The organism is Mesorhizobium sp. M0626, assembly GCF_040320665.1.
Lineage (GTDB): Bacteria > Pseudomonadota > Alphaproteobacteria > Rhizobiales > Rhizobiaceae > Mesorhizobium.
Window position 1 is genome coordinate 39,519 of the sequence record NZ_JAMYQD010000005.1, and the last position, 26,170, is coordinate 65,688.

A 26,170-nucleotide genomic window follows, 5' to 3' on the forward strand; every position below is an offset into this window, starting at 1 on the left:
GCTTTTGACGAAACGCCATCTTCCTATATGCAAACAAGGCTGCCAAGCCGACGCTTTTCCTATGGAGACATCCATGCACAAGACCGTGCCAGAACTTGCCAACCGCTGGTTGAGGCGAACGCCTGAAACCCTCAGCGAGCTCGAGCGGCGGGTGTTGCAGAGCACTGTCGACCGCAAGCCCATCTCGCAGGATATCAACGACAGCCTCACCGGCCTTCAGGGCGCCGGCGACCGGATCGCCGATGCCATTGCCCGCATCGGCGGCTCGTGGACGTTCATCCTGTCATTCATTGCTTTCCTGGTGCTGTGGATCGGCGCCAATTGGTGGCTGCTCGGGCGAGACTCGTTCGACCCCTACCCCTTCATCTTCCTCAACCTGGTGCTGTAGATGATCGCCGCCTTGCAGGCGCCGGTGATCATGATGTCGCAGAACCGACAGGCCGCGCGCGACCGCATCGACGCCGCGCATGACTATGAGGTCAACCTCAAGGCCGAGATCGAGATCATGGCTCTGCATGAAAAGCTGGACGAACTGCGCCACAGCCAGATCATCGGCGTGCGCGAGGACATCGCGCGCCTGGCCGAACAGGTGAACCGCATAGACGAAAAACTGTCGGGCCGGCAAACCTCTCAATGACCGGGATCGTCCATCACCTCATCGAGCAATATGGGTTGATCGCGGTTTTCATGGGCTGTGTCGCCGAAGGCGAAAGTGCGGCCATCCTCGGCGGCTTCTTCGCCCATCAGCATGTCTTCATCCTCTGGAAGGCTTTCCTCACGGCCGCCATTGGCGCCTTCGTCGGCGACACGTTTTTCTTCGTTCTCGGCCGCAGCTTTGCCGACCATCCCAGGGTGCTGAAACTGAAGGCGAGGCCCGGCTTCAACCACGCCTACCGTCTCGTCTCGTCCCATCCCAACATATTCGTCCTGTCCAACCGCTACATCTATGGCCTGCGCCTGGTCGGCGGCATCGCGGCCGGTTTCGCCAGCATTTCGGTAGCGCGTTTCGTTATCCTCAACGCGGTGTCGTCGCTGGTCTGGGCGGCTTTGTTCTGCGGCATCGGCTACGTCTTCGGCCTCGGCGCCGAGCAGATGATAGGCAAGGCACTGCTCCATCACGAACGGCTGCTGATCGCGCTTGCCATAGGTCTGGGTGTCGCCATCCTTGCCTGGCTCATCGCCCGCACCGTCGCCGGCAAGGAGCGCGCCAAGGACGCCCGCGACAGCGAAACCACATCGTAAGGTTCAGTCGTCGTCCTCGACCAGAGCCCGGTCGCCGCGATCGAGGATCAGCGGGATGATGAGATCTTCCTCGTCGGCCAGATGCCGCTTCAGCATGGCAATCAGCCGGCTGTTCTCGTCCGCATAGGCGTCGGCGGCGAAGCGCTGCCTGTCCTCGCTCTCCTCGAGCGTGCGGATGAAGGCGTTCGCCGTCTCGGCGTTGCGCTCCAGCCCCTCATGAATGGTGTGATGGTCGGCATCGAGGATTTCGAAGCCGCGCTTCAGGCGCGGCTCCGCCTTGGCGAAAGCCGGGAAATATTGGTAGTCCTCGACATTGTGGTGGCCGTCGAGATTGCCGAGAAAGTGGTTCAGCCGCGGCGCGAACCAGCGCGCGAAATCCGGCGCCGTCAGCCTGCCTTCGCGATAGTCGCCAATGCCGTTGGTGAGCATGCCGCCCAGCTCTCGGAACATGTCGTGCCGCTGCAGCCACATGTTTGCCATGCCGTGGATGTTGGCGTGGCCCCGCCATGTCTCGCGCGGATATTTTTCCGCCAGCCAGCGCAGGTCTTCCGGCAGGCCGGCTCTTTCAAGCAGCAGAAAATTGGCTTCCACGACGTCAGTCTCCTTTGGTGACTAACATATGGGAGCGTTCAGATCAGATCGGTAGTCCCGTGATGCGCTCGATGAGGGCGATTCCCCAGACGCCGGCGACGATAATAACCGAAATCAGCACCGCCAGCGAGCCGCAGTCCTTGGCGAGCTGGATGTCGACGTTGAACTCGCGACTGAAGGCATCGCAGGCTGCCTCGATGCCGGTGTTGAGCACTTCGACCATGATGAGCAGCAGCACCGCGCCGATCAACAGCGCGTAGCCGCGCCACGAGACCGAGACGAACCAGCCGAGCGGCAGCGCCAGCACCAGCAGCATCAGTTCCTGCTGAAATGCCCTTTCGCTGGCGGCGAGCTTGCGAAAGGCTCGCACAGAATTGAAGTAAGCACCGATCAGCCGCTGCATGCCGCATCCCCTTCGAATCACCGGCAGGGGATATCGCAATGGCTGGATCAAGGGAATAAGGCAGCCGCCGCAAAATCACTCCTCCGCAACCTTGATCGTCGGCGTCGACTTCTCGAACTGCGGCAGTCCATCGTCGATCGTATAGTAGTCGCCCTTGTCGCCGACAAAGATGTGGCATTGGCCTTCGAGCCCGGTCGGGTTGTCGAACGATCCGGCCAGAACTGAGACATAGGCATCCTGACCCGGCTTCCAGAACAGCACCGAGCCGCAGATCTTGCAAAAGCCGCGCTTGGCAAAGGAAGACGATTCGTACCAGCTGATGTTGTCGGCGCCGGTTATCGTGATGTCGCCGTCGGCGACGTTGGTCGCGGCGTAAAAATGCCCGCTCTGCTTGCGGCACTGCGAACAGTGGCAATAAATGACGCCGCGCAACGGCCCTCGCGTCTGGAAACGCACGGCTCCACACAGGCAAGATCCGCTGTGGTTGTTGCTCATCCCTACCTCCACCAGCCATCGTCCACGGCTTCGCCGCTGGCCGAGAGGATTTCAGTTTTGCCGCAGCCGGGCACCGGCAAATGCGACATGGGGTGGGCGTGTTCGGACCTGACCTCAGGATCTTTGCAAACCATTTCTGCAGCCTGCGGTAGAACGGACGCGTTACCTGGCGGCACATTAAGGAAACTTTAGCGCCGGCGCATCTATGGTCGTTGCCAAGCGAATGTCGCGATTGGGGACGTGTCTTTCGCAGGATGATCCGAAATACGGCTGGCACTCTCCGGTCGGCGGCATCTCGCACGGTCTGCGATGGTTCCCAGAGGCAGAGTGAACAGAACATGCAGCCGGCAGCCGTCCAGACCGACCGAAACAGCGACATTGCAACAGCCGTTGTGGCGACCATGCGTCAGCTCGGCGTGCTTGGCCTGCCGCGCAATTACGAAATCTTCTACGAAGCACTGAAAGGCACCAATCGCGAACTCGGCCTGGCCGTCGTCGCGCTCGGCAACCAGCCGACGCAGGACGATCTCGACCGCATCGGCCGCGCTTTCTTTGCCCAGCATCACGGTCCCGGCATTGTCGAGCAGGCGCGCGACGTGCTGGCCAGGGAACTCGAGGACATCGCCTTGCTGCTGCGCAGCGAACGTAGCCATATCGAGAAATACGGCAAGATCCTCGATGAGACATCGAGTGGCCTCGCCAACCGCAGCCTGCTTTCGCAGGATCTGCTGCAGAAGGTCGCCAGCGCCATGGCGGCGGCCACCAACTCGACCCTCGACCACGGCAAGCAGGTTGCAACCACGCTGAGCGACAAGACGGCGGAACTGGAGAGCGTCAAGTCGAAGCTTGAGGAGTACAAGCGGCTCGCCGACACCGACCCCTTGACCCATATCTGGAACCGCCGCGCCTTCGACAAGCAAATCACGGCGATTTACACCTCCAACAAGGGGATCCTGTTCAACGCCCTGATCCTTGCCGACATCGACCATTTCAAGGGTGTCAACGATCGCTACGGCCACCCGGTCGGCGACAAGATCATCCAGATCGTCGCTGAAATCTTCCAGACCAGCATCCGTGAAGACATGTTCGTTGCCCGCACCGGCGGGGAGGAATTCGCGCTGATCGTCGAGGGCGCCAGCGAGGATACCACTTACGAGATCGCCGAACGCATCCGCGTGCTGATCGAACAGACGCCGTTCACCAGCAGCCAGACCGGCGCCAATTACGGCACGGTGACCGTTTCCATGGGCATCTGCATGGCTTCCGAAGCGGAAAGCCCGGAGGATCTTTACACCAAGGCGGACCGGGCGCTCTACCGCTCCAAGGTTGGCGGGCGCAACCGCGTCACCCGGCACTCGACAATGGCCGGCCGCACGGGCAAGAACTGGCTGCTATACAAGAAAGACTGACACTTCGGCGTGCAGCCAATTCCCGGGCACAGGCAAATTTATCGGATCCCGCCTCTTTCCATATGAATTTTAGTGGACTATATTTTCCATGGAAAGAGAGAGGCCATGTCTGTTACACAACCCAATGCCGCCCCTGATCTCACCGCGACGGCGGCCGAAAACGCGGTTCTGACCAAGGCCACGCTGCGCGCCGCCGAACTCTTGGATATAACCGCCAGGGTGCTTGCGTCGATCATCGGCGTCTCGGAAGCCACGGTTTCACGCATGCGCAGGCAGGAATTCCTGCTGGAGCGCGGCACCAAGCCGTTCGAACTCGCGGTGCTGTTCGTGCGGCTGTTCCGTTCGCTCGATGCCATTGTCGGCGGTGACGAGACGATAGCCCGGGCATGGCTGAAGAACGCCAACACGGCTTTCGATGGCAGCCCGCTTGAAAAGATCCTCACCATTACCGGGCTTGTCGATGTCATTGCCTATCTGGACTCCCGACGCGCTCTCGTCTGAAGCCGTCCGGCTCGACGGCAAATACTGGCGCATGGTCGAGGCGCAGCACCGCGTCTCGACGCTGAAGATCGTCGACACGCTGGACGAACAGGCGCTGCTTGAGGATCTGATCGAGGAGACCAAGCCGCAGATCCCCATGGAATGCCGGCATCTCCACTATCTCCTGGCGACGCCCTTCCGCTACGGCTCGATCTATCCCTACGGCTCGCGCTTCCGCCGCGCTGGCCGCACCCTGGGTGTCTACTATGCCGCGGAGACGATCATGACGGCGGTCGCCGAAATGGCCTTCTACCGCTTGTTGTTCTTCGCCGATTCGCCCGACACGCCATGGCCGCACGACGCCGCCGAATACACCGCCTTCGCCGCCGCGATCCGCACCGACAAGGCTGTCGACCTCACGCGGCCGCCACTCGACCGCGATCAGGCTGAGTGGACGCATCCGACCGACTACGCCGCCAGCCAGGCGATTGCCGATGTCGCGCGTGAGGCTGGGCTGGAGGCGATCCGTTACCGTTCGGCGCGCGACCCGAAGGGCGTCAATGTGGCGCTGCTGACATGCCGCGGCTTTACCAAGGCCAAGCCGCTGGAGCCGCACACATGGCGCATCCGGCTAGGCTCCCTCGGCGTCCAGGGGATCTGCGAATTTCCGGAAAGGCGCATCGAGTTTTCCAGAACCGCCTTCGCCAATGATCCCCGGCTCAACGGATTGCGCTGGGAACGCGGGCGTTGATCAAACGAAAAAGCGCCGGATTTCTCTGGCGCTTATCATTTCAATTCTGAAAACGGGTTCAGCCGTTAGCCACCTGCTTGTGCTGCACCGGATGGCTCTTCTTCAAGAGATCCGACACCAGGAACGCCAGCTCGATCGCCTGGTCGGCGTTGAGGCGCGGGTCGCAATGGGTGTGATAGCGGTCCTGCAGCTCCTCGGCGGTGATGGCGCGGGCGCCGCCGGTGCATTCGGTGACGTTCTTGCCGGTCATCTCGACATGGATGCCGCCGGGGTGCGTGCCTTCGGCGCGATGCACCTCGAAGAAGGTCTGCACTTCCTTGAGGATGCGGTCGAACGGCCGCGTCTTGTAGCCGGCAGCCTCGATCGTATTGCCGTGCATCGGGTCGGACGACCACACGACGCTGCGACCTTCCTTCTGCACCGCGCGCACCAGCTTCGGCAGATGGTCGGCGACCTTGTCGGAGCCGAAGCGGGCGATCAGCGTCAGCCGGCCCGGCTCGTTCTCCGGATTGAGCAGGTCGATGAGCTCCAGCAGGCCGTCAGTCGTCAGCGACGGGCCGCATTTGAGGCCGAGCGGGTTCTTGATGCCGCGGCAATATTCGACATGCGCATGGTCGGGCTGTCGGGTGCGGTCGCCGATCCAGATCATGTGGCCCGACGTTGCGTACCAGTCGCCGGAGGTCGAATCGACGCGGGTCAGCGCCTCTTCATAGCCGAGCAGCAGCGCCTCGTGACTGGTGTAAAAGTCGGTCTCGCGCAGCGCGTAGTTGGTCTCCGAGGTGATGCCGACGGCCTTCATGAAGTCCATCGTCTCGGTGATGCGGTTGGCGAGCATGCCATACTTCTCGCCTTGCGGGCTGTCGGAGACGAAGCCCAGCATCCAGCGATGCACATTCTCCAGGCTGGCGTAGCCGCCTTGGGCGAAGGCACGCAGCAGGTTAAGCGTCGCCGCCGACTGGCGGTAGGCCATTTCCTGGCGGGCCGGGTCGGGAATACGCGACTTGGGGTCGAACTCGATGCCGTTGATGATGTCGCCACGGTAGCTTGGCAGCGTCACCTCGCCCTTGGTCTCATTGTCGGACGAGCGCGGCTTGGCGAACTGGCCGGCGACACGGCCGACCTTCACCACCGGCTGCGCGCCGGCAAAGGTCAGCACCACCGACATCTGCAGGAAGACGCGGAAGAAGTCGCGGATGTTGTCGGCGCCATGTTCGGCGAAACTCTCGGCGCAATCGCCGCCCTGCAGAAGGAATGCGTCGCCGGCAGCGACAGCCGCAAGCTGCTTCTTCAGCTTGCGCGCCTCACCGGCAAAAACCAGCGGCGGAAAGGTGGCGAGCTGGGCTTCCGTGTTCTTCAGCGCGGCGAGGTCCGGATAGGCAGGAACCTGCTTGATCGGCTTTGCTCTCCAAGAATTCGGCGACCATTTCGTCATCGCTGCACCCAAACGCTCTTTCCAGCAGGCTTTTGCCCGCCATTCCCGCCCCATATGGGGATGGCGGCTCCATACACGAAGCCGATTTTCTATTCTAGACCGGAATTCAAGCGCTGGCGAATGATGGGGAGCTCCATGCCGCGACCCACTTTGGCTTCTTATCTTCGCGACGGCTGTGCAATATCCCTTGGTGCCAGAATCGATCCTCACCGATGTAGTCGCGCCGGTCATCGTCCGCTGCGCAACAATTCTCCATGGAGTCCCTATGTCCGTGTCCGCCTACCTTGACCGCGTGCGCCGCGAGCAAGGCCTGTTTACGATCGAAGAGGTTGTTGGCCTGTCCGAGCGCGGCAACGTGATCTACGACCCCTACTCCACGCTGATTTCCGCAGGCGCCGTCATCGGGCGAGGCAACGTCTTCTTCCCCGGCGTCTACCTGTTCTGCACCGACGGTGGCGCGCTGGAGATCGGCGACGCCAACATTTTCCACGCCAACACACTGTTCGAAGCATCCGCCGGCGCAATCCGCGTCGGCTCACGCAACCAGTTTGGCGAAGGCGGTTTTACTGCAAAGGCCAACAGGCCGGGAGCCTCGATCGTGATCGGCGATCAAGGCCGCTATCTCAACGGCGCGGCGGTGTTCGGTGAGACGGTGCTCGGTTCGGGCAGCCAGCTTCTCGGCGCGATCACCGTCGACAGTTGCCGGCTGGAACCGGGCGGCAGTTTTCGTGAGTCCGACCCCGACCGCCGGGCCGGATTGCTGAAAGGCGCCGGCGCCGCGCGCGGCTTCACCGTGCCTGCCGGGCACGTCATCGTCGGCGCCGGCACGTTCTCGGCATCCGACCTGCAGTTGCAGTCGAATTTCCATCCGAAAGTCTAGGTGGCCACCAGCCGCGCCAACTGCGTCATGACGACAGCCGAGCCCGCCAGGCGCTTTTCCGCCGTCGGCCAGTCGCGGATGAAGACCACGCTGTGGTCGGCCCTGATCTTGGCCAGCGAGCCCTGTTCGCCGATGTACTTGACCAGCCCGACCGGGTTCGAAAACTCGCGCTTGCGGAAGTGGATGACGACGCCCTTGGGGCCGGCATCGAGCTTTTCGACATTGGCCCTCCGGCAGAGTGCCTTGATGAAGACGATCTTGAGCAGATGCTTCACTTCCTCCGGCAGCGGGCCGAAGCGGTCGATCAGCTCGGCGCCGAAAGCATCGATCTCCTCGGTGCTTTCGAGATCGCCAAGGCGGCGGTAGAGCGCCAGCCTGAGCTGCAGGTCCGGCACATAGCTTTCCGGGATCATGACCGCCGTGCCCACCGCGATCTGCGGCGACCAGCCGCCATCCTGCACCTCACCGGAATCCTTCACCTCGGCCACCGCCTCCTCCAGCATCTGCTGGTAGAGCTCAAAGCCGACCTCCTTGATGTGTCCGGATTGTTCTTCGCCGAGTAGATTGCCGGCGCCCCTGATGTCGAGGTCGTGGCTGGCGAGCTGGAAGCCGGCGCCAAGCGTGTCCAGCGATTGCAGCACCTTCAGCCGGCGCTCGGCGGTGTCGGTGAGCTTGCGATTGGCCGGCAGCGTGAACAACGCATATGCCCGCACCTTGGAACGGCCGACGCGGCCGCGCAGCTGGTAGAGCTGCGACAGGCCGAACATATCGGCGCGATGGATGATCAGCGTGTTGGCGGTCGGAATGTCGAGCCCGGATTCGACGATGGTGGTCGACAACAGCACGTCGTACTGGCCGTCATAGAAGGCGTTCATGATGTCGTCGAGTTCGCCCGGCGGCATCTGGCCATGGGCCACCGCCACCTTCAGCTCGGGGACGGATTCGCGCAGGAAATCATGGATTTCGGCGAGATCGCTGATGCGCGGAACGACATAGAAGGAATGGCCGCCGCGGTAGCGTTCGCGCAGCAGCGTCTCGCGGATGACCAGCGGGTCGAAAGGCGAGATGAAGGTGCGCACCGCCATGCGGTCGACCGGCGGCGTGGCGATCAGCGACAGTTCGCGCACGCCGGTCAAGGCAAGCTGCAGCGTGCGCGGGATCGGCGTCGCCGACAGCGTCAGCACGTGGACGTCGGTCTTGAGGTCCTTCAGCCGTTCCTTGTGCTTGACGCCAAAATGCTGCTCCTCGTCGATGATCAGCAGGCCGAGATTCTTGAACGAGATCGCCGACCCGAGCAGTGCATGGGTGCCGATGACGATGTCGACCTGCCCCTCGGCGATGGCTTTCTTGGTTTCCGCCAGTTCCTTGGCGCCGACCAGCCGCGAGGCCTGGCCGACGCGGATCGGCAGGCCGGAGAAGCGCTGCGAAAAAGTCTTGAAATGCTGGCGCGACAACAGCGTCGTCGGCACCACGACCGCGACCTGGAACCCTTCCATCGCCGCGATGAAGGCGGCGCGCAACGCCACTTCGGTCTTGCCGAAGCCGACATCGCCGCAGATCAGCCGGTCCATCGGCTTGCCGGCGCCGAGATCGTCCACGACGGCATCGATCGCGCCCTGCTGGTCGTCGGTCTCCTCATAGGGAAAGCGCGCCGAGAATTCGCCGTAAAGCCCTTCCGCCGGCACCATGGGCGGCGCGGTACGCATCTGGCGCTCGGCGGCAATGCGGATCAACTGTCCGGCCATGTCGAGCAGGCGCTTCTTCAGCCGCGCCTTGCGCGACTGCCAGGCGCCGCCGCCGAGCTTGTCCAGCGTCGCCTCGGCTGTGTCAGAGCCGTAGCGCGACAGAAGCTCGATGTTTTCCACCGGCAGGAACAGCCGGTCGTCGCCGGCATAGTGGATTTCCAGGCAGTCATGCGGCGCGCCGACCGCCTCGATGGTGCGCAGGCCGATGAAGCGGCCAATGCCGTGATCGGCGTGGACGACGATGTCGCCGGCCGACAGCGACGAGGCCTCGGCGATGAAATCCGACGCGCGCTTCTTGCGCTTCGAGCGGCGGATCAGCCGGTCGCCCAGAATGTCCTGCTCGGCGACGACGACCAGCTGTTCGGTCTCGAAGCCGGATTCCAGCGGCAGCACGGCGAGTACCGCCTGCCCCGGCTCGAGCTTTTCCGCCTCGGCCAGCGTCGCCACCGGCACGAGATTGCCGAGATGGTGCTCGGCCAGGATCTGGCCCAACCGGTCGAGCGAGCCTTCGGTCCAGCCGGCGACGATGACCCGGCGGCGCGCCGCGCGCTCGTCAGCGATGTGTTTTACGACGACATCGAAGACGTTGATGTTTGGGTCAGCCCGTTCCTCGGCAAAGCTGCGGCCATGGCGCGAGCCGCCATGGAAGACCTTCTTGGCCCCGACATCGGGCGCGTCGAAGGCGGTGAAGTCGATGGCTTCGCGCGGTCCGAGCGACGCCACGAGGTTTTCCGGTGAGAGATAGAGCAGGTCCGGCGCCACCGGCTTGTAGGGCACGGCGTCCTTCAACGCGGCGTCGGCCTGTTTGCGGCGCGCTTCGTAGTGGTCGAGGATTAGCGTGTGACGCTCAGCCAGCGCTTCGTGCGCCAGATGGTCGAAGATGACAGGCGCATCCGGCAGATAATCAAACACTGTCTCCAGCCGCTCGTAGAACAGCGGCAGCCAGTGCTCCATGCCGGCAAAGCGCCGCCCTTCGCTCACCGCCGCATAAAGGCCGTCGTCGCGCTGCGGCGCGCCAAAGGCTTCGATATAGGAGCGGCGGAAGCGGCTGATGGTTTCGGGGGTCAGCGCCACTTCACTCATCGCCTGCAGCGCCATCGACTTGCGCTGGCCGGTGGTGCGCTGCGTGGCGGCGTCGAAGACGCGGATCGATTCCAGCGTGTCGCCGAAGAAATCGAGCCGCAGTGCTTCCGTCCAGCCGGGTGCGTAGAGGTCGAGGATGCCGCCGCGCACGGCGAATTCGCCGATACCGCGCACCGTCGGCACTCGCTCGAAGCCGGAAATCTCCAGCCGGGACACCAGCGCGTTCATGTCGATTTGGTTGCCGGGCTTTGCGTGGAAAGTCTGCGCTTCGACCAGATCGGCCGGCGGAATGCGCTGCAGCAGCGCATTGGCAGTGGTCAGGATGACCGCGCGATGCGGCTTTTTTGCCAGCGCGATCATTGCCGTCAGGGCGTCGAGCCGCTTGGCGGCGGCATCGGAGCCTGGCGAAACGCGGTCATAGGGCAGGCAATCCCAGGCCGGCAACTCCAGCACCGGCAGGCCGGGGGCGGCAAAGGTCAGCGCCTCGATGATCGACGGCAGGCGCTGGCCGTCGCGCGCCACGAACAGCACCGGTTTGTCAGGCGCAATCTCATGGATCGCCTGCACCAGCGCAAAGGCTTCGTAGCCATCGGCAACGCCGTCGACGATGAACTGGCCGGCACGGCCTTTCGGCAGACCGATTTTGGGAATGAGGCTCATGGTTGCACGTTTAAAATGTCATGGTCCGGCGCGATGCCAGGATCTTTTGCAGGACGGCACAGTCGATATTCCTGGGAACCGGGCGTTCGCCGGTGACCATGGGCAGGAATTCGGTGTCGGGGATGTCGAGGAGCCTTTCATATTGGTCGATTTCATCGCCGGTCAAGGCGCCGATCTCGTTGTCGGCAAACGTACCGAGGATAAGGTCCATCTCGCGCATCCCGCGATGCCAGGAGCGGAACAACAGCTTGCGGCGCCTGATATCCAGCCCCTCGCTTGATCGTTTCGTCCCGGTCATCGTGCCGCATCCTTGCTTGGTGCGGCGCATATAGCGTGGATAGAGGGCGGTGTCAGCCTTGCAACGCACGGGTGGGCGGCTAAACATCCCTGGTGTGAAGAACACTCCTGACAACGCTGGTGCCGGACACCGCCCGCACTTCACCCTCCCCCTTGTGGGGAGGGTCGGCGAGCACGCTTCGCAAAGCGAAGCGAGTGAGACGGGGTGGGGGTGCGGCGCTGACCTACCGACTTCCTCGAAAGTTAGCCGCGCACCTACCCCCATCCCGCTCCGCTTCGAGGATCGACCCTCCCCACAGGGGGGAGAGTGAAGCCATGCGCCCCTCCCTCCTCGACCCTCTCTTCGTCCCGATCACTTCGCTTGCCGGCGTCGGCCCCAAGGTTGGCGCTCTGATCGAGAAGGTGGTGGCGGCCGATCTCGGCGAACGGCCGGCGCGCGCCGGCGACCTGTTGTTCGTTCTGCCGCACACCGTCATAGACCGCCGCAATCGTCCCGGCATCGCGCTTGCGCCGGCCGGCGCCATCGTCACGCTCGACGTGCGCATCGACCGCCACCAGCCGCCGCCGCGCGGCAACCGGTCGGTGCCTTACCGCGTCTATGCCCATGACGACACCGGCGAGATCGGCCTGATCTTCTTCCACGCCCATGCCGCCTATCTCGAAAAGGCGATGCCGGTGGGCGAGCATGTCGTCGTCTCCGGCCGCATGGAGTGGTTCAACGGCCGCCCGACCATGGTCCATCCCGACCATATCGCCCTGGTGAGCGAGGCGGAAACACTGCCGCTGGTCGAACCGGTCTATCCGCTGACCGCCGGCCTGTCGGGCAAGGTGCTGCGCCGCGCCATCGGCCAGGCGCTCGGCCGGCTGCCGGAATTGTCGGAATGGCAGGACGGCGCCTTCATGCGCAAGCAGACTTTCCCCGCCTTCGCCGACGCGCTCGCCCGCATCCACTATCCCGCGGACCCGATCGATGTCGCCATCGAGGGGGTGGCATGGCGCCGCCTTGCCTATGACGAGCTTCTCGCCGGCCAGGTCTCGCTGGCATTGGTGCGGGCAAAAGTGCGCCGCCTGTCGGGCCGGCCGCTCATCGGCGACGGTCGCATCGTTGAGAAACTGCGCGCAGCCCTGCCCTATTCATTGACCGGCAGCCAGGAATTCGCGCTTGCCGAAATCAATGCCGATCTGGCCGACCCCGAGCGCATGCTGCGCCTGCTGCAAGGCGATGTCGGCTCCGGCAAGACGGTGGTGGCGCTGCTGGCCATGGGGCGCGCAGTCGAGGCCGGTGGCCAGGCGGCATTGATGGCGCCGACCGAGATCCTGGCGCGCCAGCATCTGGCGACGATCACGCCTTTGGCCGAACAGGCCGGCCTGCGCGTCGCTATCCTGACCGGCCGCGAAAAGGGCCGCGAACGCACTGAAACGCTATCAGGTCTCGCCAGCGGCGAGATCGACATCGTCGTCGGCACCCATGCGCTGTTCCAGGAAACGGTGACCTATCACGACCTCGTCTTTGCCGTGGTCGACGAGCAACACCGCTTCGGCGTCCACCAGCGGCTTGCCATCACCGCCAAGGGCGACGCCCCCGACATGCTGGTGATGACGGCGACGCCGATCCCGCGCACTCTGGTGCTGACCGCCTTCGGCGACATGGACGTCTCCAAGCTGACGGAAAAACCGATCGGCCGCCAGCCGATCCGCACCGTCACGCTGCCACTGGAACGGCTGGACGAGTTGGTCGGTCGCATGCTGGACGCGGTTGCCGACGGCCAGAAGATCTACTGGATCTGCCCGCTGGTCGAGGAATCCGAAGAGATCAAGCTGATGTCGGCCGAGGACCGTTTTGCTTCGCTGCAGCCCTTGTTCGGCGATCGCATCGGCCTCGTCCACGGCCGCATGAAGGGTGCCGAAAAGGACGAGGCGATGCGCGCCTTCAAGGCCGGCGAAACCCGCATCCTGATCGCCACCACCGTTATCGAGGTCGGCGTCGACGTGCCGGACGCCACGATCATGGTCATCGAGCATGCCGAGCGTTTTGGCCTGGCGCAACTGCACCAGCTGCGCGGCCGCGTCGGGCGCGGCGACAAGCCTTCTTCCTGCGTGCTGCTTTACAAGGACCCGCTCGGCGAGACGGCAAAGCGCCGGCTGTCGGTGATGCGCGAGACCGAGGACGGTTTCCTGATCGCCGAAGAGGATCTGAAGCTGCGCGGCGAAGGCGAATTGCTCGGCACCCGCCAGTCCGGCACGCCGGGCTTCCAGGTGGCGCGCATCGAGGTGCACGCCGACTTGCTCGAAGCAGCCCGCGACGATGCAAGGCTGATCCTGTCGCGCGACCCGGAACTACAGTCTGAGCGCGGCGAGGCGCTGCGCCTGCTGCTCTATTTGTTCGGCCGCGACGAGGCCGTACGGCTCTTGCGCGCCGGCTGAGCGCCCTCGGCGATCAGCCCGCCAAGCGGCGGGTTGGCGAGATCTCCGTCGATCGGCTGGCCGTTCATCGTCACCATTTTCGGCTTGACTTCGGGCGCCACCAGCCCGGCCGAGACGATCAGCCTGGCGCCGTCCTCGATCGTCATGTCGAGCAGCACGATGTCGGATTTCGGCACGTACATCAGGAAACCGGTGGTAGGGTTCGGCGTGCACGGCATGAACACGGCGATCATCGGGTCGCCTGCATGGTCGAGCTTCTGGTTGATCTCGGTTTCCTTCTCGCTGGCGACGAAGACCAGCGACCAGACGCCTTTTCGCGGATATTCGACCAGCCCGACCTGGCGGAACATATCGCCCTTGTTCGACAGCACCGTCTGGAAAATCTGCTTCAGCGAACCGTAGATGCCGCGCACCAGCGGCATACGGCCAAGCAGCCGTTCGCCGAAATTGACGATGGCGCGACCGACGATGTTGGCGGTCATGAAGCCGATCAGCGTGATCAGCACGAGCGCCACGATCAGGCCGAAGCCGGGCACCGGAAACGGCAAATAGGTGTCGGGGCTGTAGCGCGCCGGAATGTACGGCTTCACCCAGGAATCGACCCAGCCGACGAACGACCAGGCGATATAGGCGGTGATCGCCAGCGGCGCGCAGACGATAAAGCCTGTGAGGAAATAGTTCCTCAGCCGGGTCATGCCGGAAGTTCTGGGAGCATCGGACATGGTTCACCGGGGATGCGGGTTGCAGCGCCACACTAGTGAAGCGGACGGCGCTTTGGAACTGCGAAGTTTTTTAGACCCCCGATGAGCGCCGACTACTCCACGGTCACCGATTTCGCCAGATTGCGCGGCTGGTCGACGTCCGTCCCCATGAACACGGCGGCGTAGTAGGCCAGCATCTGGATCGGCAGCGCATAGATGATCGGCGAGATGATTTCCGGCACGTCAGGCAGGATGATCGTCTCCATCGTCTTCAAGCTCACCTGAGCCGCGCCCTTGGCGTCGGTGATCAGGATGATCTTGCCGCCGCGCGCCGCCACCTCCTGCATGTTCGACACAGTCTTTTCGAAGATGCGGTCATGCGGCGCGATGACGATGACCGGCATGTTTTCGTCGATCAGTGCGATCGGGCCATGCTTCAGTTCGCCCGCGGCATAACCCTCGGCATGGATGTAGGAGATTTCCTTGAGTTTCAGCGCGCCTTCCATGGCGAGCGGGAAATTGGTGTCGCGGCCGAGATAGAGCACGTCCTTGTAGCGCGAGATTTCGCGCGCGATGCGCTCGATCTGCTCCTCGAGCTTGAGCACCTGGTTGGCGTAGCGAGGCGCCTCCGAAAGAGCGCGCACCAGCGTCTTTTCCTCGTCCTTCGAGATCGTGCCGCGGGCCACACCCGCACGCACCGCCAGCGAGGCCAGCACCGAAAGCTGGCAGGTGAAAGCCTTGGTCGAGGCGACGCCGATCTCCGGCCCGGCCAACGTCGGCAGCACGACGTCGGATTCGCGCGCCATGGTCGATTCGCGCACATTGACGATGGCGCCGATCTTCATGCCCGCCTTGCGGCAATAGCGCAGCGAGGCCAGCGTGTCGGCGGTTTCGCCGGACTGCGAGATGAAGAAGGCAGCATCATCAGCCGATAACGGCATTTCGCGATAGCGGAATTCCGAGGCGACATCGATGTCGACCGGCAGCCGCGCATAGCGCTCGAACCAGTATTTGCTGATCAACCCCGCGAGATAGGCGGTGCCGCAGGCCGAGATCGCCAGCCGGCCGATCTTAGCGAAGTCGAACGGCAGTTCCAGCGGCTTCGACACGCCAGAGACGAAATCGACATAGTGCGCCAGCGTATGCGAGATCACTTCGGGCTGTTCATGGATTTCCTTTTCCATGAAATGGCGGCGGTTGCCCTTGTCGACCATGAAGCTGGTCGACAGTGATTGCTGGCGCTTGCGGGCAACCTCTTTGCCGTCGATGTCGAAGATGGTGACGCCATCGCGGCGCACCACCGCCCAGTCGCCGTCTTCGAGATAGGTGATGGAATTGGTGAACGGCGCCAGCGCGATGGCGTCGGAGCCCAGAAACATCTCGCCATCGCCATGGCCGACGGCCAGCGGCGGGCCATTGCGGGCGCCGACGATGAGATCCTCGTCGCCGGTGAACATGATGGCCAGAGCAAAGGCGCCTTCCAGCCGCTTCAGCGCCTGGTGCGCCGCCTCGATCGGCTTCAGCCCTTTGGCAAGCTGCCGCGCCACCAGATGCGCTACGACCTCGGTATCGGTCTGCGACGAGAAGGAATAGCCGTCGCGGATCAGCTCATCGCGCAACTCGGCGAAATTCTCGATGATGCCGTTGTGAACGATGGCGACGCCGTCGGAGAAATGCGGATGGGCGTTGGTCTCGTTGGGCACGCCATGTGTGGCCCAGCGCGTGTGGCCGATGCCGATCGTGCCATCGAGCGGCTCGTCCTTCAGCCGGCGTTCGAGGTTGATCAGCTTGCCTTCGGCGCGGCGGCGGCCAAGCCGGCCATGCTCGATCGTGGCGACACCGGCCGAGTCATAGCCGCGATATTCCAGCCGCTTCAAAGCATCGACGATGAGCGGCGCGACTTGGCTCTGGCCGACAATTCCGACGATACCGCACATGCGCCTGCCCCCGATTCACCTGGAAAACCAGTCCCGATGGAAAACCAGCGCTATCTAGGGATTGCCGGCCCGCCGCGAAAGTCACTTTGCGTTTCGTCTGCTGTAACGGAACGCTTCTCAACCCGATGCACCATGACACACCGCTCTTGCAATCCGGTTACCGCAATTCCTCGGTTGTTCAATTGCTTCGGCGGTTAATGGCCGGTGCCGGCCTTTTTCTTCGCCGCTGCGGCAGACGCGAAGCGCTCGCGCAATTCCTTGCCCTTGCCGGGAATGGTCTTCTGGCGGGCGCGGCCGAAGGCCAGCGCATCGTCCGGCACGCTTTCGGTTATGACGCTACCCGAGGCGATGTAGCCGCCCTTGCCGATCGTAACCGGCGCCACCAGCGACGAGTTCGAACCGATGAAGGCGCCCTCGCCGATGTCGGTGAAAAACTTCGAGTAGCCGTCATAGTTGCAGGTAATGGTGCCGGCGCCGATATTGGCCCCCGCGCCCACACGGGCATCGCCGATATAAGTCAGATGATTGACCTTGGCGCCCTCCTCGATGACCGCCTGCTTGACCTCGCAGAAATTGCCGACCTTGGCTTTCTCGCGGAGATCGGCGCCTGGCCTGAGCCGTGCGAACGGACCGACGTCGCAATTGGCAGCGACGGTCGCGCCTTCGATGTGGCTGAAGGCGTGGATCTTGGCGCCGCCGGCGATTTTCACGCCCGGGCCGAACCAGACATTGGGCTCGACGATGGTGTCGGCGCCGATTTCGGTATCGTGCGAGAAATACACGGTGTCCGGCGCAATCAGCGTTACGCCCGACAGCATCGCCTCGTCCCGACGACGCTGTTGCCAGATGCCTTCCGCCTGCGCCAGCTCGGCCCTGTTGTTGATGCCGAGCGCGCTCTCGAAGCTCGTTTCGGTGGCGACGACATCGAGCCCTTTCGCACTGGCGATCTCGACGATGTCGGTGAGATAGTACTCGCCCTTGGCGTTCTTGTTGCCGACCTTGTCGAGCAGTTCGAGCGCATGAGCGCCGGCCACCGCCATCATGCCGGCATTGCAGAAGCCGATCTTCTTTTCCTCGGCGGAGCAGTCCTTCTCCTCGCGGATGGCGGTGAGCTTGCCACCTTTTTCGATCAGCCGGCCATAGCCGGCCGGGCTGGGCGGACGGAAACCGATCACCACGACGGCCGCGCCATCGGCAAGCTTTTGCCGCGCGGTCACCAGGGCTTCAGCATCGATCAGCGGCGTGTCGCCGAACATCACGAGAATGTCGTCATAACCCGTTGATATTGCACCGCGTGCGGCCAGCACCGCATGCGCGGTGCCGAGCCGCTTCTCCTGCACGAACGTCTCGGCCTTGGGCGCGAACTTCGCCGCTGCCTTGCGCATATCCTCGGCGCCATGGCCGATCACCAGCGCCTGGCTGCGGGCGCCGGCGGCCTCTGCCGCCCTCACCACATGGGCGACCATCGGCAGTCCGGCGATCTGGTGCAGCACCTTCGGCGTCGCGCTCTTCATGCGCGTGCCTTCACCGGCGGCGAGGATGACGGACAGGCAGGATCTCTGGCTCATGGAAGGACAACCATCTGAAAAGGGATCAGGAATCCGAGAGTGGTAGCATCTGGCGCATGCTGCACCAATGCGGTTAAATTCCGGTGAGGTGATGAGGCAGTTCACTCTCGATCAGCGGATCGCTACCCCAGCCGGCCCAGCACCGGAAAATTCTCGAGCAGCCAGTAGGACACCGTCTGCACGCCGCCGGTGAGGAAGAACACGCCGGCGACGACCAGCAGCGCGCCGATGACTTTTTCGACGCGGCCGAGATGGACGCGGAACCTGCCGAGGAAGCGCATGAAGGCGCCGGAGAACAGGGCAGCAATCAGGAACGGAATGCCGAGGCCAAGCGAATAGGCGGCAAGCAGAAGAGCGCCTTCGCCCACCGTCTCGCGGCCGCCGGCCAAGGTCAGGATCGGCCCTAGCACCGGGCCGATGCACGGCGTCCAGCCAAAGGCGAAGGCCAGCCCCATGACATAGGCGGCGACCATGCTGGCAGGCTTGCCCTGCGATTGAAAGCGCGCCTCGCGCGACAAAAGCGGGATGCGCAAGATGCCGAGGAAATTCAGCCCCATCAGGATGATCAGCACGCCGGCAGCCATCGCCAGCGGTTCCTGCCAGACGCGCAGCCAGTGGCCGATGGTCGAGGCGCCGGCGCCGAGCGCCACGAATACGGTGGAGAAACCGAGTACGAAGGCGAGCGAGGAATAGATGAGCGCGCCGCGGGCGCCGGCCTTGGCCGTGACGCCGGCATCGCCACCCCGAAAGTCGTCAACCGACACACCGGCCATGTAGCAGAGATAGGGCGGCACCAGCGGCAGCACGCAAGGCGACAGGAACGAGATCGCCCCCGCCCCGACCGCGCTGACATAGCCGATGTCCAATGGCATTCCAGAACTCCAGATTCCCTAGCGCCGATATAGCGGTGCAAAACCGTGTTCGCCAATCACCATCGTGTGGCATTTGGCTACAGATACGGTTCGGCGGACGGATTGTTACCGGCCAATCCCAAGTTGACCAAGCGGGGGAAGAAATGCCCCTCGCCGAGCGTTCACACAGCGAAGCCGCGATTTCTGCGCGCTTCGTCGGATCACCAGGGAGATTTCCATGAAAAGCATCACTGTCGGCCTGGCCGCCCTTCTGCTCAGCACCGCCGCATCCTTCGCCGCCGAAGCGTGGAAGGAAGCCGAAGTCGGTGGCACCAAGATCTACACCGATGCCAATGGCATGACGCTCTATACCTATGACAAGGACGAGAAGGGCAAGACCAACTGCTATGACAAATGCGCCACCAACTGGCCGCCGCTGAAGGCCGAGGATGGCGCCAAGGCGGACGACGAATGGACCATCGTCGAACGCACCGACGGCACCAAGATGTGGGCCTATGACGGCAAGCCGGTCTACACCTTCATCAAGGACAAGAAGGCCGGTGACATCACCGGCGACGGCGTCGGCGAAGTCTGGCACATCGTCAAGGCCGACTGATCGTCCGAACCTCTATCCCGCACCCCATCGGCGGGACTCGGCTGGCCGCCGGCTCCAAGCGACCCGGCGACCAGTTCGGCATTTACGGGCAGCACGAACTGGTCGCGGCGCCTTTCCCGGTGGCTCGAAACACGAACCCTCCCAGACAAAAATTTTGTGATCTTCTCCATACACTCTAAGAGTGTATTGCGGCACACGCCTCCGCATTTTGGCCGCTTGCCCTTGACCGATCGCAAAAGCGCGGCCATGTGAGCGACCAATTGAATGCGTCACGCAGCGGAATTCTTCTGCCGCCCCACAGCTGATATGAGACCTCATGGACGTCGTCGTCGTCGAATCGCCGGCCAAGGCAAAGACAATCAACAAGTATCTCGGCAAGAACTTCAAGGTTCTGGCCTCGTTCGGCCATGTCCGCGATCTGCCGGCCAAGGATGGTTCGGTGCGTCCCGACGAGGATTTCGCCATGTCCTGGGCGGTCGACACCGCGTCCGGAAAGCGTCTCACCGACATAGCCAACGCGGTCAAGGATGCCGATGGCCTGATCCTCGCCACCGATCCGGATCGCGAGGGCGAAGCCATTTCCTGGCACGTGCTGGAGGTGCTCAAGCAGAAGCGCGTGTTGAAGGACAAGCCGGTCAGCCGCGTCGTCTTCAATGCCATCACCAAGTCGTCGGTGCTGGAAGCGATGGCCAATCCGCGCCAGATCGATGCGCCATTGGTCGATGCCTATCTGGCTCGCCGCGCACTCGATTATCTCGTCGGCTTCACGCTGTCGCCGGTGCTGTGGCGCAAATTGCCGGGCGCCCGTTCCGCCGGCCGCGTCCAGTCGGTGGCGCTGCGCCTGGTCTGCGACCGCGAATCCGAAATCGAACGTTTCGTCCGCGAGGAATACTGGCAGATCGCTGCCCTCCTCGGCACGCCACGTAACGACAGCTTCGAGGCGCGGCTGACCGCGTTCGAGCGCAAGAAGCTGCAGAAGCTCGACATCGCCAGCAAGGCGCAGGCCGACGATATCAAGGGCATGCTCGAAGGCGCGACCTTCAAGGCTCTGTCGGTGGAAGCCAAGCCGACGCGGCGCAATCCTGGCCCGCCCTTCACCACTTCGACGCTGCAGCAGGCGGCATCGTCGGGCCTCGGCTTTTCGGCGACGCGCACCATGCAAGTGGCGCAGCGCCTCTATGAAGGCATGGAGATCGGCGGCGAGACCACCGGCCTGATCACCTATATGCGAACCGACGGCGTGCAGATGGCGCCGGAGGCGATCGACGCCGCCCGCGACACCATCGCCAAGGAATTCGGCCCAAGATACCTCCCGGAAAAGCCGCGCCAGTACACAGCCAAGGCCAAGAATGCCCAGGAAGCGCACGAGGCGGTCCGCCCGACCGATTTCATGCGCACGCCGGCTTCGGTCAGGCAGTATCTCGATTCCGACCAGCTGCGGCTTTACGAGCTGATCTGGAAGCGCGCCATCGCCAGCCAGATGCAGTCGGCCGAGATCGAGCGCACCACGGTCGAAATCGAGGCGGTCAATGGCGCCCGCACGGCGGAGCTTCGCGCCGTCGGTTCGGTCGTTCGCTTCGACGGCTTCATCGCCGCCTACACCGACCAGAAGGACGAGGACGCCGAAGACGAGGAAAACCGTCGCCTGCCCGAGATCCGTGCCGGCGAGCAGCTGGCCCGTCAGGCGATCAATGCCACCCAGCACACCACCGAGCCGCCGCCGCGCTATTCCGAGGCGTCGCTGATCAAGAAGCTGGAAGAGCTCGGCATCGGCCGTCCGTCGACCTACACCGCGATCCTGAAGACGTTGGAAGACCGTGACTACGTCAGCATCGACAAGCGCCGGCTGGTGCCGCAGGCCAAGGGCCGGCTGCTGTCGGCTTTCCTCGAAAGCTTCTTCGAGCGTTATGTCGAATATGACTTCACGGCCTCACTCGAGGAAAAGCTTGACGAGATTTCCGACGGCAAGCTCGCCTGGAAGGACGTGCTGCGCGACTTCTGGAAAGACTTTTCCGGCGCGGTCGCCGACATCAAGGAACTGCGCGTCACCGACGTGCTCGATGCGCTGAACGAGGAACTGGCGCCGCTGGTGTTCCCCGCGCGGGAGGATGGCTCGAATCCCCGCATCTGCCCGAAATGCGGCTCCGGCAATCTGTCGCTGAAACTCGGCAAGTTCGGCGCCTTCGTCGGCTGCTCCAACTATCCGGAATGTTCCTTTACCCGCCAGCTCGGCGACGCCGCCAACCCGAATGGCGAGAATGGCGGCGGCGAGGACGGCACCAAGGTGCTCGGCAAGGACCCCTACACGGCAGAGGAAATCACGCTGCGCTCAGGCCGCTTCGGTCCTTATATCCAGCGCGGCGACGGCAAGGAAGCCAAGCGCTCCAGCCTGCCCAAGGGCTGGACGCCTGATTCCATCGACCATGAGAAGGCCCTGGCGCTGCTGTCGCTGCCGCGCGACATCGGCAAGCATCCCGAGTCCGGCAAGATGATCTCCGCCGGGCTTGGCCGCTATGGTCCGTTCGTTTTGCACGATGGCACCTACGCCAATGTCGACAGCATCGAGGATGTGTTCTCGATCGGCCTCAACCACGCTGTCACTGTGATCGCCGAGAAGCAGCTGAAGGGCAAGGGCGGCCGCAATGGCGGCACTGCTGCCGCGCTGAAGGAACTCGGCGACCATCCCGATGGCGGCGGCAAGATCGTCGTGCGCGATGGCAAATACGGGCCCTATGTCAACTACGGCAAGGTCAACGCGACACTGCCCAAGGGCAAGGATCCGCAGTCGGTGACCGTCGAGGACGCGGTGGCGCTGATTGCCGAGAAGGAAGCCAAAGGCGGCGGCAAGAAGCCGTTCCGCAAGGCGGCAGCCGCCAGGGCCCCCACAGCCAAGAAAACCACTGCCAAAACAACCACTGGCAAGAAAACCACAGCCAAGAAGTCGGCGACCAAGAAGCCGGCGGCGAAGAAAAAGGGATAGCAGCGTGGCGCGCAGGATCACCGGTAGAAGCCACGGCGATCCGCGCACCGCCGACACGAGGGCCAAGGTCAAGGACGACTACAGGCCTTCGCGTGACGAAATCCTGCGCTACATCGCCGAGAACCCCGACCGCGCGGGAAAACGCGACATCGCCAAGGCGTTCGCGCTGCGCGGTGACGACCGCATCTGGCTGAAGGACATCCTGCGCGACCTGCAGGACGAAGGCATCCTGACCAAGGAGCGCAAGCGGTTGGCCCGCGTCGGCGCTCTGCCGCACGTCGCCGTACTCGACATTTTTGGCCGCGACGGCGACGGCATCCTGCTGGCGCATCCGGCGGAGGCCGTCGGCACCGGCGAACCGCCGGTCATCTCGATCCGCGTCTCCCGCGGCGGCAATGGCCCGCAGCCGGGCATCGGCGACCGTGTGCTGGCCAAGACCTTCCCGACCGACGATGCGACCGGGCCTGCCTATACCGGCCGCGTGATGAAGATTTTCGAGAAGCGCACCGATGCCGTGCTGGGCGTCTTCCGTATCCTGAGGGACGGCACCTTCCGAATCGAGCCGGTCGAACGTCGCCAGCCCGAACTGATCGTCGACAAGGAATTCCAGAACGGCGCCAGGAACGGCGATTTGGTCGAGGTCGAGCCGGCGCGGGCCTCGCGCTACGGGCTTCCGCGTGCAAAGGTGCTGGCGGTGCTGGGCTCGCTGACCAGCGAAAAGGCGGTCTCGATGATCGCCATCCACGCGCACGACATTCCGCATATCTTCCCGGCCGACGTCATCGCCGAATCCGAGGCGGTAAAACCGGCGGCGATGGATCACCGCGAGGACTGGCGCGACCTGCCGCTGGTGACCATCGACCCGGCCGACGCCAAGGACCATGACGACGCCGTCTTCGCCACGCCCGACCTCGACGAGAAGAACCCCGGCGGCGTGATCGCCACAGTGGCGATCGCCGATGTCGGGGCCTATGTCCGCTATGGCACCGCACTCGATCGCGAGGCGCTGAAACGCGGCAATTCTGTCTATTTCCCCGACCGCGTCGTGCCGATGCTGCCAGAGCGCATCTCCAACGACCTGTGCTCGCTGCGCGAAGGCCAGGACCGTCCCGCGCTTGCCGTGCGCATGATTTTTGCCGCCGATGGCCGCAAGCTGCGTCACACCTTCCACCGCGTCATGATGAAATCGGCGGCAAAGCTCGCCTATCCGCAGGCCCAGGCCGCGATAGACGGCCTTCCTGACGACAAGACCGGCCCGATCCTCGATACGGTGCTGAAGCCGCTGTGGGACGCCTACGCCATCCTCAAGCGCGGCCGCGATGGCCGCCAGCCGCTCGAGCTTGATCTGCCGGAGCGCAAGATCCTGCTCAAGCCGGACGGCACCGTCGACCGCGTCATCGTCCCGGAGCGGCTCGACGCCCACAAGCTGATCGAAGAATTCATGATCCAGGCCAATGTCGCCGCCGCCGAAACGCTGGAAGCGAAGAAGCAGGCGCTGGTCTACCGCGTCCACGATGCGCCGTCGCTGGCCAAGCAGGAATCGCTGCGCGAGTTCCTGCAGACGCTCGGCCTGTCGCTGGCGCGTGGCGCGCAGATGCGGCCCGCCCAGTTCAACGGGATTCTCGAGCGCGTGCGTGGCGCCGACAATGAGGGGCTGGTAAACGAAGTGGTGCTGCGCTCGCAGAGTCAGGCCGAATATTCGCCCAAGAACATCGGCCATTTCGGCCTCAACCTGAAGCGTTACGCGCATTTCACCTCGCCGATCCGCCGCTATGCCGATCTGATCGTGCATCGCGGGCTGATTGCCGCACTTGGGCTCGGCCCTGGCGGGCTGACGCAGGACGAAGAGACGCGGCTGGAAGACGTCGCGGTGCTGATCTCCGGCACCGAGCGCCGCGCCATGGCGGCCGAGCGCGACACCGTCGACCGGCTGATCGCTGCCTACCTCGCCGAGCGCATCGACGACCGCTTCGACGCCCGCATTTCGGGCGTCACCAAATCGGGACTATTTGTCCAATTGCCGCAGTTTGGCGCAGATGGCTTCATCCCGGTGTCAAGTCTGGATGGCGATTACTATATATATGACGAAACCGCGCGATCGCTGTTCGGAGAACGCACCGGCAAGGGCTATCAGCTTGCCGACCGCGTCGAGGTTCGCCTGATCGAGGTGGCGCCTATGGCCGGCGCGATGCGTTTCGAGATGCTGACCGACCCGAAGCCCCTGCCCGGCTCCAAACGGTCGTTTCACAAGGCAAAAGGCCGCGCCCGCGCGTCGCAATCGCGCCCGGGGTCGCGCGGCAGGAGACGATAATGGCAAGCGAAATGGGAATCCGAAAGCAGGTTTTCGGCGGCGAACATCATTCGGGCCGAGTCGCCCGCCCGCTGTGGACGGCGATGAAGCGCGGCGCCCTTGGCCGCTGCCCGCATTGCGGCGAAGGCAGGTTGTTCGCCGGCTTCACCAAGAGCGTCGACAAATGCGCCGTGTGCGGTGAGGAGTTCCACCACCACCGTGCCGACGACTTGCCCGCTTATCTCGTCATCGTCATTGTTGGCCACATCGTTCTCGGCGCCTTCATGGGCGTCGAGGCGACGTCGACGCTCTCCATGTGGCAGCACATCGCCATTTGGGTGCCGTTGACCATCGTGCTGTCGGTCGCTCTGCTGCAACCGGTCAAGGGCGCCGTCATCGGACTGCAATGGGCGCTCTATATGCACGGCTTCGGCGGCGAAAAAGACGGCACCGAGCCGCATCCCGGAACCTAGTTTGCGTCAGGGCAATGTCGCCTGGCGCAACATGCCGACCGTGAAAGGCCACTTTCGTTTGCCAGAAGTTTCCGCTAGGTCCTGCGCATGGAAGGTATGACCAAGGCGGAAGTCAGCAGGATGGACCGTGGCGCGGCCGCCCACAGCGGCCTGCCCATACGCCCGCGCGATGCCGCCACCCTGATCCTGCTCGACCGCGAGGGCGACGAGATTCTGGTGCTGATGGGACGGCGCCATGCAGGCCACGCCTTCATGCCCGGCAAGTTCGTCTTTCCCGGCGGCCGCACCGATTCGGCCGACAGCCGCATTGCCGCTGCCACCCCATTGCTCCCGGAGGAAGAAGCCAGGCTGACCGCCGGCGTCGGCCGCATCAGCCCGTCGCGGGCCCGTGCCATCGCGCTCTCGGCCATCCGCGAGACTTATGAGGAAGCCGGCCTGCTCATCGGCCGCAAAGGCTCGTTCGCAACCGACAAGCGCGACTGGCAGGGCTTTGTCGAGCACGGCGTCCAGCCTTCGCTGGCGCCGCTGCGCTTCATCGCCCGCGCCATCACCCCGCCCAATCGCGTGCGTCGTTTCGACACCCGCTTCTTCAGCGCCTGGCGCAGCGATGTCGCCGTGGAACTGCCGGGTGGCGGCCCGACCAATGAGCTGGAAGAACTAGTCTGGCTGCCGCTCGCCAAGGCCAGAGAGGCCGATATCCCCGACATCACCCGAACGATCTTGCAGGAGCTGGAGACGCGGCTTGCCGGCGATCCACGCCTGCGACCCGGTGGGTCCGTGCCGTTCTACCGGCTTATCCGCAACCGCTTCGTTCGCGAAATTCTTTAGAGCAATTCCAGGAAAAGTGTGACGCGGTTTTCCG

The 26,170-nt window shown here is 63.7% G+C and carries 21 protein-coding genes and 1 pseudogene; 12 read left to right on the top strand and 10 right to left on the bottom strand.

Annotated elements, in window-relative coordinates:
- The first annotated feature begins 73 nt into the window (after positions 1 to 73).
- A pseudogene (locus NKI37_RS07395) lies at positions 74 to 637 on the top strand (DUF1003 domain-containing protein).
- On the top strand, positions 634 to 1,242 hold the full coding sequence (locus NKI37_RS07400; RefSeq protein ID WP_023704560.1) for a DedA family protein: 609 nt from the start codon (positions 634 to 636) through the stop codon (positions 1,240 to 1,242). The pseudogene NKI37_RS07395 and the gene NKI37_RS07400 overlap by 4 nt, the downstream one beginning before the upstream one ends.
- Before the next feature lie 3 nt (positions 1,243 to 1,245).
- Here NKI37_RS07400 and NKI37_RS07405 read toward each other — a convergent pair whose 3' ends face one another.
- From NKI37_RS07405 to NKI37_RS07415, 3 genes are all read right to left on the bottom strand, one after another.
- Entirely contained in the window at positions 1,246 to 1,833 is a 588-nt protein-coding gene (locus NKI37_RS07405) for a hemerythrin domain-containing protein (RefSeq protein WP_023708466.1), read from the bottom strand.
- A gap of 43 nt (positions 1,834 to 1,876) precedes the next feature.
- Entirely contained in the window at positions 1,877 to 2,236 is a 360-nt protein-coding gene (locus tag NKI37_RS07410) for a diacylglycerol kinase (protein WP_023681553.1), read from the bottom strand.
- Positions 2,237 to 2,311: 75 nt separating this feature from the next.
- Entirely contained in the window at positions 2,312 to 2,731 is a 420-nt protein-coding gene (locus tag NKI37_RS07415) for a GFA family protein (protein ID WP_023667555.1), read from the bottom strand.
- 338 nt (positions 2,732 to 3,069) lie between these two features.
- Here NKI37_RS07415 and NKI37_RS07420 point away from each other — a divergent pair, with 338 nt between their 5' ends.
- From NKI37_RS07420 to NKI37_RS07430, 3 genes are all read left to right on the top strand, one after another.
- Positions 3,070 to 4,140, top strand: a complete 1,071-nt coding sequence (locus tag NKI37_RS07420; RefSeq protein WP_023681555.1) for a GGDEF domain-containing protein — start codon at positions 3,070 to 3,072, stop codon at positions 4,138 to 4,140.
- Between the two features lie 105 nt (positions 4,141 to 4,245).
- Positions 4,246 to 4,641, top strand: coding sequence for an MbcA/ParS/Xre antitoxin family protein (locus NKI37_RS07425; RefSeq protein ID WP_023667557.1), 396 nt, complete (start codon positions 4,246 to 4,248; stop codon positions 4,639 to 4,641).
- Complete coding sequence (locus NKI37_RS07430; protein WP_023748545.1) at positions 4,601 to 5,371, top strand: RES family NAD+ phosphorylase; 771 nt, start codon at positions 4,601 to 4,603, stop codon at positions 5,369 to 5,371. The genes NKI37_RS07425 and NKI37_RS07430 overlap by 41 nt, the downstream gene beginning before the upstream one ends.
- Positions 5,372 to 5,429: 58 nt before the next feature.
- Here NKI37_RS07430 and NKI37_RS07435 read toward each other — a convergent pair whose 3' ends face one another.
- A complete protein-coding gene (locus NKI37_RS07435; RefSeq protein WP_023688326.1) occupies positions 5,430 to 6,803 on the bottom strand; it encodes a class II 3-deoxy-7-phosphoheptulonate synthase in 1,374 nt (457 codons plus the stop codon).
- A 271-nt stretch (positions 6,804 to 7,074) separates the two neighbouring features.
- Between NKI37_RS07435 and NKI37_RS07440 the strand changes: the two genes are divergently transcribed.
- Positions 7,075 to 7,683: a hypothetical protein gene (locus NKI37_RS07440; protein WP_196814070.1), complete on the top strand. Its 609-nt coding sequence runs from the start codon at positions 7,075 to 7,077 to the stop codon at positions 7,681 to 7,683.
- Here the strand turns inward: NKI37_RS07440 and mfd are convergent.
- Both mfd and NKI37_RS07450 read right to left on the bottom strand, forming a co-directional pair.
- Positions 7,680 to 11,171 carry a transcription-repair coupling factor gene (gene mfd / locus NKI37_RS07445; RefSeq protein ID WP_023691172.1) on the bottom strand — a complete coding sequence of 1,164 codons (3,492 nt, stop codon included), beginning with the start codon at positions 11,169 to 11,171 and terminating at the stop codon, positions 7,680 to 7,682. The two genes, NKI37_RS07440 and mfd, sit on opposite strands and share 4 nt — an antisense overlap.
- Positions 11,172 to 11,181: 10 nt before the next feature.
- Positions 11,182 to 11,469: an FAD assembly factor SdhE gene (locus NKI37_RS07450; protein WP_023681561.1), complete on the bottom strand. Its 288-nt coding sequence runs from the start codon at positions 11,467 to 11,469 to the stop codon at positions 11,182 to 11,184.
- 314 nt (positions 11,470 to 11,783) lie between these two features.
- Between NKI37_RS07450 and recG the strand changes: the two genes are divergently transcribed.
- The gene (recG, locus tag NKI37_RS07455) at positions 11,784 to 13,892 is read left to right on the top strand and encodes an ATP-dependent DNA helicase RecG (RefSeq protein ID WP_027050382.1); all 2,109 of its coding nucleotides are present in this window, start codon (positions 11,784 to 11,786) and stop codon (positions 13,890 to 13,892) included.
- Here the strand turns inward: recG and NKI37_RS07460 are convergent.
- From NKI37_RS07460 to NKI37_RS07475, 4 genes are all read right to left on the bottom strand, one after another.
- Complete coding sequence (locus tag NKI37_RS07460) at positions 13,844 to 14,614, bottom strand: DUF502 domain-containing protein (RefSeq protein WP_031193123.1); 771 nt, start codon at positions 14,612 to 14,614, stop codon at positions 13,844 to 13,846. The genes recG and NKI37_RS07460 overlap by 49 nt on opposite strands.
- A 92-nt stretch (positions 14,615 to 14,706) precedes the next feature.
- A complete protein-coding gene (gene glmS / locus NKI37_RS07465; protein WP_352444069.1) occupies positions 14,707 to 16,530 on the bottom strand; it encodes a glutamine--fructose-6-phosphate transaminase (isomerizing) in 1,824 nt (607 codons plus the stop codon).
- Positions 16,531 to 16,724: 194 nt separating this feature from the next.
- Positions 16,725 to 18,098, bottom strand: coding sequence for a bifunctional UDP-N-acetylglucosamine diphosphorylase/glucosamine-1-phosphate N-acetyltransferase GlmU (gene glmU, locus NKI37_RS07470; protein WP_023667564.1), 1,374 nt, complete (start codon positions 18,096 to 18,098; stop codon positions 16,725 to 16,727).
- Positions 18,099 to 18,220: 122 nt separating this feature from the next.
- Positions 18,221 to 18,970, bottom strand: a complete 750-nt coding sequence (locus NKI37_RS07475; protein WP_023667565.1) for a cytochrome c biogenesis CcdA family protein — start codon at positions 18,968 to 18,970, stop codon at positions 18,221 to 18,223.
- A 217-nt stretch (positions 18,971 to 19,187) separates the two neighbouring features.
- On the opposite strand from NKI37_RS07475, the gene NKI37_RS07480 reads away from it, so the two are divergent.
- From NKI37_RS07480 to NKI37_RS07500, 5 genes are all read left to right on the top strand, one after another.
- Entirely contained in the window at positions 19,188 to 19,565 is a 378-nt protein-coding gene (locus NKI37_RS07480; protein WP_023667566.1) for a COG4315 family predicted lipoprotein, read from the top strand.
- Positions 19,566 to 19,881: 316 nt separating this feature from the next.
- Entirely contained in the window at positions 19,882 to 22,545 is a 2,664-nt protein-coding gene (topA, locus tag NKI37_RS07485) for a type I DNA topoisomerase (protein ID WP_352787194.1), read from the top strand.
- A gap of 4 nt (positions 22,546 to 22,549) precedes the next feature.
- Positions 22,550 to 24,856 carry a ribonuclease R gene (gene rnr, locus NKI37_RS07490; protein WP_023738967.1) on the top strand — a complete coding sequence of 769 codons (2,307 nt, stop codon included), beginning with the start codon at positions 22,550 to 22,552 and terminating at the stop codon, positions 24,854 to 24,856.
- Entirely contained in the window at positions 24,856 to 25,308 is a 453-nt protein-coding gene (locus NKI37_RS07495; protein ID WP_352787196.1) for a DUF983 domain-containing protein, read from the top strand. The genes rnr and NKI37_RS07495 overlap by 1 nt, the downstream gene beginning before the upstream one ends.
- 87 nt (positions 25,309 to 25,395) lie before the next feature.
- Positions 25,396 to 26,136, top strand: a complete 741-nt coding sequence (locus NKI37_RS07500) for an NUDIX hydrolase (protein ID WP_023681569.1) — start codon at positions 25,396 to 25,398, stop codon at positions 26,134 to 26,136.
- The last annotated feature ends 34 nt before the right edge of the window (positions 26,137 to 26,170 follow it).

What these genes read in the sequence shown, in the direction of transcription:
- NKI37_RS07400 (WP_023704560.1), top strand. Translation starts at nt 634, where the DNA reads ATGACCGGGATCGTCCATCACCTCATCGAGCAATATGGGTTGATCGCG.
- NKI37_RS07410 (WP_023681553.1), bottom strand. Translation starts at nt 2,236, where the DNA reads ATGCAGCGGCTGATCGGTGCTTACTTCAATTCTGTGCGAGCCTTTCGC.
- NKI37_RS07415 (WP_023667555.1), bottom strand. Translation starts at nt 2,731, where the DNA reads ATGAGCAACAACCACAGCGGATCTTGCCTGTGTGGAGCCGTGCGTTTC.
- NKI37_RS07420 (WP_023681555.1), top strand. Translation starts at nt 3,070, where the DNA reads ATGCAGCCGGCAGCCGTCCAGACCGACCGAAACAGCGACATTGCAACA.
- NKI37_RS07425 (WP_023667557.1), top strand. Translation starts at nt 4,246, where the DNA reads ATGTCTGTTACACAACCCAATGCCGCCCCTGATCTCACCGCGACGGCG.
- NKI37_RS07430 (WP_023748545.1), top strand. Translation starts at nt 4,601, where the DNA reads ATGTCATTGCCTATCTGGACTCCCGACGCGCTCTCGTCTGAAGCCGTC.
- NKI37_RS07435 (WP_023688326.1), bottom strand. Translation starts at nt 6,803, where the DNA reads ATGACGAAATGGTCGCCGAATTCTTGGAGAGCAAAGCCGATCAAGCAG.
- mfd (WP_023691172.1), bottom strand. Translation starts at nt 11,171, where the DNA reads ATGAGCCTCATTCCCAAAATCGGTCTGCCGAAAGGCCGTGCCGGCCAG.
- NKI37_RS07450 (WP_023681561.1), bottom strand. Translation starts at nt 11,469, where the DNA reads ATGACCGGGACGAAACGATCAAGCGAGGGGCTGGATATCAGGCGCCGC.
- recG (WP_027050382.1), top strand. Translation starts at nt 11,784, where the DNA reads ATGCGCCCCTCCCTCCTCGACCCTCTCTTCGTCCCGATCACTTCGCTT.
- NKI37_RS07460 (WP_031193123.1), bottom strand. Translation starts at nt 14,614, where the DNA reads ATGTCCGATGCTCCCAGAACTTCCGGCATGACCCGGCTGAGGAACTAT.
- glmS (WP_352444069.1), bottom strand. Translation starts at nt 16,530, where the DNA reads ATGTGCGGTATCGTCGGAATTGTCGGCCAGAGCCAAGTCGCGCCGCTC.
- glmU (WP_023667564.1), bottom strand. Translation starts at nt 18,098, where the DNA reads ATGAGCCAGAGATCCTGCCTGTCCGTCATCCTCGCCGCCGGTGAAGGC.
- NKI37_RS07475 (WP_023667565.1), bottom strand. Translation starts at nt 18,970, where the DNA reads ATGCCATTGGACATCGGCTATGTCAGCGCGGTCGGGGCGGGGGCGATC.
- NKI37_RS07480 (WP_023667566.1), top strand. Translation starts at nt 19,188, where the DNA reads ATGAAAAGCATCACTGTCGGCCTGGCCGCCCTTCTGCTCAGCACCGCC.
- topA (WP_352787194.1), top strand. Translation starts at nt 19,882, where the DNA reads ATGGACGTCGTCGTCGTCGAATCGCCGGCCAAGGCAAAGACAATCAAC.
- NKI37_RS07495 (WP_352787196.1), top strand. Translation starts at nt 24,856, where the DNA reads ATGGCAAGCGAAATGGGAATCCGAAAGCAGGTTTTCGGCGGCGAACAT.
- NKI37_RS07500 (WP_023681569.1), top strand. Translation starts at nt 25,396, where the DNA reads ATGGAAGGTATGACCAAGGCGGAAGTCAGCAGGATGGACCGTGGCGCG.